This is a genomic window from Marinitenerispora sediminis, from assembly GCF_003336425.1.
Taxonomy (GTDB): Bacteria; Actinomycetota; Actinomycetes; order Streptosporangiales; family Streptosporangiaceae; genus Marinitenerispora; species Marinitenerispora sediminis.
Window position 1 is genome coordinate 1 of the sequence record NZ_QEIO01000201.1, and the last position, 7,297, is coordinate 7,297.

Here is a 7,297-nt window from a genome sequence, read left to right on the forward strand (position 1 = left end):
GGTCGGCCACGCCGGGGGCGGGCCGGGCGGGGGCGGTGGCGTCGGCGGCCGCCGCGGGCGTGCCGGGCAGGAGGAGGGCGAGCGCCGTCACGGTTCCGAGCGCGACGGCGCGCACGGACCGGGCGGGACGGCGGCGGGGATGAGCGGAGACCGGGGGAACCGTCATGGCCGTCTCTCTCATTTCGCGATCCGCGAGCGTTCTCGCGGGCTGGTATCCCATCTTCGCCGCCCAGGCGGGAGTTCAGGAGTATTTGCGGCCCCCGGTGTGTTCGCGCGGGCACCGTGCGCGATGCCGCGACGGCGGGTCCACCGGCCCGGCCGCCCACCGGCGCTCTCCTGGCCGGACCCGACGTATACGTCCGCCGTGTCCGATCGGCGTGGACGAAAGCCCGCCGCGGTGGCGGGGCGGCGTCCTGGGGTGCGGCCGGGCGTCGCTGGTGGGGCCCCTTTCGATGCTGCTGCCGCGGGGGGGGGGGAACCGGACGGTCGTCCGCCGGGGCCAGCCCGCGCCGACAGCGGTAGCACCGGCCGGTTCCGCCTCCCGGGCTGGATGCCGGTGGATGCTGCCGCGGTCCGGCACCGGACGCAGACGGCCCCTGGCCGGTTGACGAAGCTCTCGAAACGGGTGGCCTGTCACCAACCTCCCCGGGCACCACACCCGGATCGCCGACAGAAGCGGGGACGCTGGTCGGGAGGCTGGTCGTAGCCGTCCGCGCTCGTCACCGGGCCCAGAGCCCCTGGCCTGGGGCGGCGCCGACCCGTCCGGCGCAGCCGAGCGGCCGTGGCCGCGATCACGCCGTGCCGCGCCGATGGCGGGGCCTCGTTCTCCGTTGCGCGTGCGGCGGGCCGCGAAGGGCGCCGGGGCCGGCCTCCCCCACCGGTCCTGGGCGCCCTCCGCCGTGGGCGGCACACGGTCCAGTAACCCCCGCCAGCGGTCTAGAGGGCGCGCGCCCGGTCGTAGACCCGCCGGGCGGCGTCGCCGAGGTTCGGCCCGTACTGGGTGCCGGCGTCGTTGGCGTACTTGAAGCTGATCACCGACATGATGGTGCCGGTGCCGGTCCGCGGGTTGAAGTCCGCGAACCACGGGCCGCCGCTGGAGCCCTCGGTCATCTGGCAGCGCATGCCCGCGGCGGTCGTGCCGCTGCGGTCGGGGCGGGTGGTCCCGGAGCAGTAGTGCAGCCGCCGGCCGTCGAAGGAGCCGGCGGACGGGTAGCCGAAGGCGTACAGGCGGCGGTCGCCGGCGGACTGGAAGGCGATCGGCTGGCTGCCGGTGTGGTCCGCGACGTGGCCGCCCTCGGAGCCGGTGTGCAGGACGGCCATCCCGAAGTCGAAGCTGTCGTCGGCGTCGCGGGACCACTCCTGGGGCACGAGCATCTCGCGGGCGACGAAGCTGCCGTACGGCCGCTCGCCGTCGTCGTAGCCGGGCACGAAGGTCCAGTTCTTCACCCAGGCCCCGGCGCCGTCCTTGAGGCAGTGGCCCGCGGTGAGGACGGTGTCGCGGTTGTCGGCGCGGATCACCGACGCCGAGCAGGTGAAGTCGCGGCCGTTGACGGTGAGGAAGACCCGGCCGGTGGTCCGGGCGACCTTGCCGCCGGCGGTCCAGGGTTCGCCCCTGCTCGCTCCGTGCGGTGCGGACTGCGCCTCGGTGCCGGGCTCCCGGGAGGAGGAGTCGCCCGCGACCGGGCCGGGGAGCGGCAGGCGGGCCAGCGTGCCGTCGAGCATCCGGCCCAGCGGAACGGCGGCGGCCATCCGCTGCGGCGTCCAGTAGGCCAGCACTTCGCGCTGCTCGGCGTCGCCGGTGGCGGCGGACTGGCGGACCACCCCGGTCAGGGCGGCCGGCAGCGGCATCAGCACGCCGCCGAACACTCCCTCCCCGGGCGGTACGGACGCTCCGGTGCCGCCCGCGGGTGTGGGAGTGGCGGAGGCCGCGGGAGGCCGGTCGTGCCCGGCCACGGGGGGTTCGCCCGCCGTGGCGCCGGACGGCAGGCCGACGGCGATCGCGGCGGCGGCGAGCGGACCCACGAGTTTGCGCACGAAGGACGGAGTCATGGCTCGCGATCATGCCACACTCACCGTGTCCATGTAGTTACTTTCGGTCCATACCGCGTGGCGGGCGCCTTCGGCCGAAACCCCGGCCCACGCGGCCCCGGGGGTGCGGCGCCCGGGGCCCGCCCGCCCGGGGCCCCGCCCGCGCGGCGTCCCGCCGCCGGCAGTCGCCGCGGCCGGTGTGCGCGACAATGGGGGCGTGCGTATCGCCGAACACCTCTCCGACGGCCCGTCCACCGCCGAACCGCGCGAGGTCGTCATCCTCGGCTCCACCGGTTCCATCGGCACGCAGGCCGTCGACGTCATCACCCGCAACCCCGGCCGCTTCCGGGTCGTGGGGATCGCCGCGGGCGGCGGCCGCCCGGACCTGCTCGCCGACCAGGCCGCCGCGCTCGGGGCCGTGGCCGTGGCCGTGGCGGACGCCTCGGCGGCCTCCGACGTCGCCCGCCGCCTCGACGAGCGGGGCAGCGGCGCCAAGCTGCTCACCGGCCCCGAGGGTGTGGCCGAGCTGGCCGGCTGGCCGTGCGACGTGGTGCTGAACGGCATCACCGGCGCGCTCGGCCTGGAGTCCACCCTGGCCGCGCTGCGGGCCGGCCGGCTGCTCGCGCTCGCCAACAAGGAGTCGCTCATCATCGGCGGGCCGCTGGTGCGCGCCGCCGCCCGGCCCGGCCAGATCGTGCCGGTGGACTCCGAGCACTTCGCGGTCGCGTCCTGCTTCCCCCGGGTGCCCGAGGCGGAGCTGACCTCCCTGGCGCAGGGGCAGGTGGCGGCGCGCACGGCCGAGGTGCGCCGCCTCGTCATCACCGCCAGCGGCGGTCCGTTCCGCGGGCGCACCCGCGCGCAACTCGCCGACGTGACCCCGGCCGACGCCCTCGCCCACCCGACCTGGGCCATGGGCCCGGTGATCACGGTGAACTCCGCCACGCTGGTCAACAAGGGCCTGGAGGTCATCGAGGCGCACCTGCTCTTCGACGTCCCCTTCGACCGCGTCGAGGTCGTGGTCCATCCGCAGTCGGTCGTCCACTCCATGGTGGAGTTCGTGGACGGCAGCACCCTGGCGCAGGCGAGCCCGCCCGACATGCGCATCCCGATCGCCAACGGCATCGCGTGGCCGCATCGGGTCACCGCCGCCGCGCCGCCGGTGGACTGGACCCGGGCCCACACCTGGACCTTCGAGCCGCTGGACCACACCGCCTTCCCCGCGGTGCGCCTCGCCTGCGAGGTCGGCGAGGCGGGGGGGACTGCGCCCGCCGTCTACAACGCCGCCAACGAGGAGGCCGTCGCCGCGTTCCTCGCCGGTCGACTCGCATTTCCCGCGATCGTGGACACCGTCGCCCAGGTAGTCTCAGAGCATCGCGATGCGGACACCGGCTCCGCGTTGACGCTGGCTGACGTCTACGCCGCCGACGGGTGGGCCCGGACGCGCGCCAGGGAACTGATCACCCCCAGGCCGGTGTGAGGGAGTCGCCGCAGTGGACGTGCCGCACCGGCACCGGCTGACACTCCCGCACGGCCCCACCACCCTTCCTGACGACGCCCGCCACCCGACCCCGCCGTGGCCCGTCGCGAGACCTTCCAGACAGACGCTTGGGGGACCTACATGGTCGCGTTACTGACCACGCTCGGGATCATCCTCTTCGCCATCGGACTGCTGCTGTCCATCGCCTGGCACGAGCTCGGGCACCTGGCCACCGCCAAGATGTTCGGCATCCGCTGCACCCAGTTCATGGTGGGCTTCGGCAAGACGCTGTGGTCGACGAAGCGCGGCGACACCGAGTACGGCATCAAGCTGGTGCCGCTCGGCGGCTTCGTGCGCATGGTGGGCATGATGCCGCCCGCGCGTGAGCGGGCGGAGGGCGACGGGGCGGCCGCGTCCGGCAGGCCGATGTCGCGGTGGCGCGCCATGGTCGAGGACGCCCGCGAGGCGTCCTACGTGGAGCTGGAACCGGGCGACGAGGACCGCCAGTTCTACCAGCGCGCGCCGTGGAAGCGGATCATCGTCATGGCGGCCGGCCCGGTGATGAACCTCATCCTCGCGGTCGTCATCTTCTGCATCGTGCTCATGGGGATCGGCCTGCCCCGACCCACGAACACCATCGCCGAGGTCACGGAGTGCGTGGTCTCCGCCGAGGCCCCCAGCGACACCTGCCCCGCCGACGCCGAGCCCACCCCCGCCGCCGAGGCCGGGCTGCGGCCCGGCGACCGCATCGTGGCGATCGACGGCCGCGACACCCCCGACTGGAACGCCGTCAACGCCGCGATCCGCGAGACCATCGGCCCGGCCACCATCACGGTGCAGCGCGGCGGCGAGACCCTCACGGTGGACACCGAGCTGATCGAGAACCAGGTGGTCGCCCGCGACGCCGACGGCAACCCGGTCATCCGGCGCGACGCCAACGGTGATCCGGTCCTCGACGAGCAGGGCCGGCAGGTCCCCGAGACCGTGTCGGCCGGCTTCCTCGGCATCGTGGCGGCCGAGGAGCGCCAGCCGCTCGGCGTCGCCGAGACCGCCGGCTACCTCGGCGGCACCGTGCTCGACGTCGGCAAGGCCGTGGTGACGCTGCCCGCCAAGGTGCCCGACGTGTTCCGCGCCGCCTTCCTCGGCGAGGAGCGCCAGCCCGACTCCCCGGTGGGGATCGTCGGTGCCTCCCGCATCGGCGGCGAGATCCTGTCCCAGCCGATCCCGGTGCTCGACCGCACCGTGGTCATGCTCAACATGCTGGCCAGCGTCAACCTGTTCCTGTTCGCGTTCAACATGGTGCCGCTGCTGCCGCTGGACGGCGGGCACATCCTCGGGGCGGTGTGGGAGTGGATCCGGCGCGGCTGGGCCCGGCTCACCAAGCGCCCGGACCCGGGCCCGTTCGACGTCGCCCAGCTCATGCCCGTGGCCTACGTGGTGGTCGCCTGCTTCCTCTGCTTCAGCCTCATGCTGCTGGTCGCCGACATCGTCAACCCGGTCCGGCTGGTCCAGTAGCCGCTCGGCCGTCGGCCCCGTGCCGGGCGTCCCACGATGCCCGGCACGGGGCCGCGGCGTACCGCGCGGCCCTGGAGGCGGGCCGATGCCGGTAGCCTGGCAGGGCACGGAATGCCGAGGGGACGTCCCCGCGTTCCGTGGTGCGGCGGCGCCTGTGCATCGCGGCGACGCCCGATTTTCCGACTTCCAGAACACGCCGCCGGTCGAGCCGGTGGCCGGTGAGGTGAGACCGAGTGAGCGTCGATCTTGGAATGCCCGCTGCCCGCCCGCGCCCCCTCGCGCCCCGGCGCAAGACGCGGCAGATCATGGTCGGCAACGTTCCCGTCGGCGGGGACGCCCCCGTGTCGGTGCAGTCGATGACGACCACCGTGACCGCGGACATCAACTCCACGCTCCAGCAGATCGCGCAGCTCACCGCCTCCGGCTGCCAGATCGTGCGCGTCGCGGTGCCCAGCGCCGACGACGCCGAGGCGCTGCCGATCATCGCGAAGAAGTCGCAGATCCCGGTGATCGCCGACATCCACTTCCAGCCCAAGTACGTGTTCGCCGCGATCGACGCGGGCTGCGCCGCGGTGCGCGTCAACCCGGGCAACATCAAGAAGTTCGACGACAAGGTCGGCGAGATCGCCAAGGAGGCGGCCAACGCCGGCGTCCCGATCCGGATCGGCGTCAACGCCGGGTCGCTGGACAAGCGGCTGATGGAGAAGTACGGACGGGCCACCCCCGAGGCGCTGGTGGAGTCGGCGCTGTGGGAGTGCTCGCTGTTCGAGGAGCACGGGTTCCGCGACATCAAGATCTCGGTCAAGCACCACGACCCGGTCGTGATGATCCAGGCCTACCGCCTGCTGTCCGAGAAGTGCGACTACCCGCTGCACCTCGGGGTGACCGAGGCCGGCCCGGCCTTCCAGGGCACCGTGAAGTCCTCGGTGGCGTTCGGCGCGCTGCTGGCCGAGGGCATCGGCGACACCATCCGGGTGTCGCTGTCGGCCCCGCCGGCCGAGGAGGTCAAGGTCGGTATCCAGATCCTGGAGTCCCTGGGCCTGCGGGAGCGCGGGCTGGAGATCGTCTCCTGCCCGAGCTGCGGGCGGGCGCAGGTCGACGTCTACACGCTCGCCGAGGAGGTCACCGCCGGCCTGGAGGGCATGGACGTCCCGCTGCGGGTCGCGGTCATGGGCTGCGTGGTCAACGGTCCGGGCGAGGCACGCGACGCCGACCTCGGCGTGGCCTCCGGCAACGGCAAGGGCCAGATCTTCGTCAAGGGCGAGGTCGTCAAGACGGTTCCGGAGTCCAAGATCGTGGAGACCCTCATCGAGGAGGCCATGCGGCTGGCCGAGAACATGAAGGACGCCGGCGTCGAGTCCGGCGAGCCCTCGGTGTCGGTGGCCGGCTAGCCGGACGGGCTGACGGGGCGGGCGCGCCGGAGTGGCGCGCCCGCCCTTCCGCGTGCCGGGCGGGTCAGCAGCCGGTGCTGCTGGTGATCGTGGTGTTGCCGAAGTACCGGATCGCCACCCCGTTGAGTACGACCCGCTGCGGGGCGCCGCCGGAGCGCTGCTCGTAGTGCAGGTGCGGCCCGGTGGAGCCGCCGCTGCTGCCCACCCGGCCGATGACGGTGCCGGTGCTCACCCGCTGGCCGACCGAGACGTTGAACGAGTTCAGGTGCGCGTACAGCGTCGTGATGCCGCCGCCGTGGTCGATGACGACGTAGCGCCCGTAGCTCTCGTTGCCCAGGTTGCGCACCGTCGTGACGGTGCCCGGCGCACTGGAGCGGACGTTCTTGTTCAGCGCGTCGCCGGCGGCGCGCTGGAAGTCCACCGAGTTCTGCGGGTTGTGGTTGGTGCGGGTGTTCGCGTTCCACACCTGGCCGCAGTCGAACGGGGTGCGCAGGTTGAGCGCCGCCAGCTCGGCCTCGGTGCCGGCCGCCGCGTGCGCCGCGCCGGTGGGCATCAGGACCGCGATGAGGGCGGCGGAGCCGACCAGGGCTCCGAGCGACCGGGCAGCCGCGCGGATTCGGGGGATACGCATGTGCTCGTTCCTCACGATTGATGGGGATATCGGGCGTGACCGAACGTAGCGAACGGTCAACGCCGTGAGTAGGCCCAAATTCCGGGCGCGGTCCCGGCCCGTTCTGGGTCCCCTAGCGTGGGTCCCCTATCCGGTGGGTGGAACGGCGGGGCCGGTCCGGCCGCCCCCGGCCCTGCGCCAGGCCGTTCCCGAGGCGGCGGCGTGCGGCGGCCCGGCCCCTGTATCGCCCGTGTAGCTCACTCCGGAGGCGGCACC

General features: G+C 73.7%; 5 protein-coding genes. 3 read left to right on the top strand and 2 right to left on the bottom strand.

The window, feature by feature from the left end; translation table 11 throughout:
• Positions 1 to 936: 936 nt before the first annotated feature.
• Entirely contained in the window at positions 937 to 2,049 is a 1,113-nt protein-coding gene (locus DEF28_RS24480) for a trypsin-like serine peptidase (RefSeq protein ID WP_114400497.1), read from the bottom strand.
• A 196-nt stretch (positions 2,050 to 2,245) separates the two neighbouring features.
• Between DEF28_RS24480 and dxr the strand changes: the two genes are divergently transcribed.
• The 3 genes from dxr to ispG all read left to right on the top strand — a co-directional run bounded on the left by dxr (position 2,246) and on the right by ispG (position 6,411).
• Entirely contained in the window at positions 2,246 to 3,505 is a 1,260-nt protein-coding gene (gene dxr, locus DEF28_RS24485) for a 1-deoxy-D-xylulose-5-phosphate reductoisomerase (RefSeq protein ID WP_233515516.1), read from the top strand.
• A gap of 141 nt (positions 3,506 to 3,646) precedes the next feature.
• Entirely contained in the window at positions 3,647 to 5,020 is a 1,374-nt protein-coding gene (locus DEF28_RS24490) for a M50 family metallopeptidase (RefSeq protein WP_114400496.1), read from the top strand.
• A 233-nt stretch (positions 5,021 to 5,253) separates the two neighbouring features.
• A complete protein-coding gene (ispG, locus tag DEF28_RS24495) occupies positions 5,254 to 6,411 on the top strand; it encodes a flavodoxin-dependent (E)-4-hydroxy-3-methylbut-2-enyl-diphosphate synthase (RefSeq protein ID WP_114400495.1) in 1,158 nt (385 codons plus the stop codon).
• A gap of 64 nt (positions 6,412 to 6,475) precedes the next feature.
• Here ispG and DEF28_RS24500 read toward each other — a convergent pair whose 3' ends face one another.
• Positions 6,476 to 7,042 carry a M23 family metallopeptidase gene (locus DEF28_RS24500; RefSeq protein ID WP_114400494.1) on the bottom strand — a complete coding sequence of 189 codons (567 nt, stop codon included), beginning with the start codon at positions 7,040 to 7,042 and terminating at the stop codon, positions 6,476 to 6,478.
• Between the last annotated feature and the right edge of the window lie 255 nt (positions 7,043 to 7,297).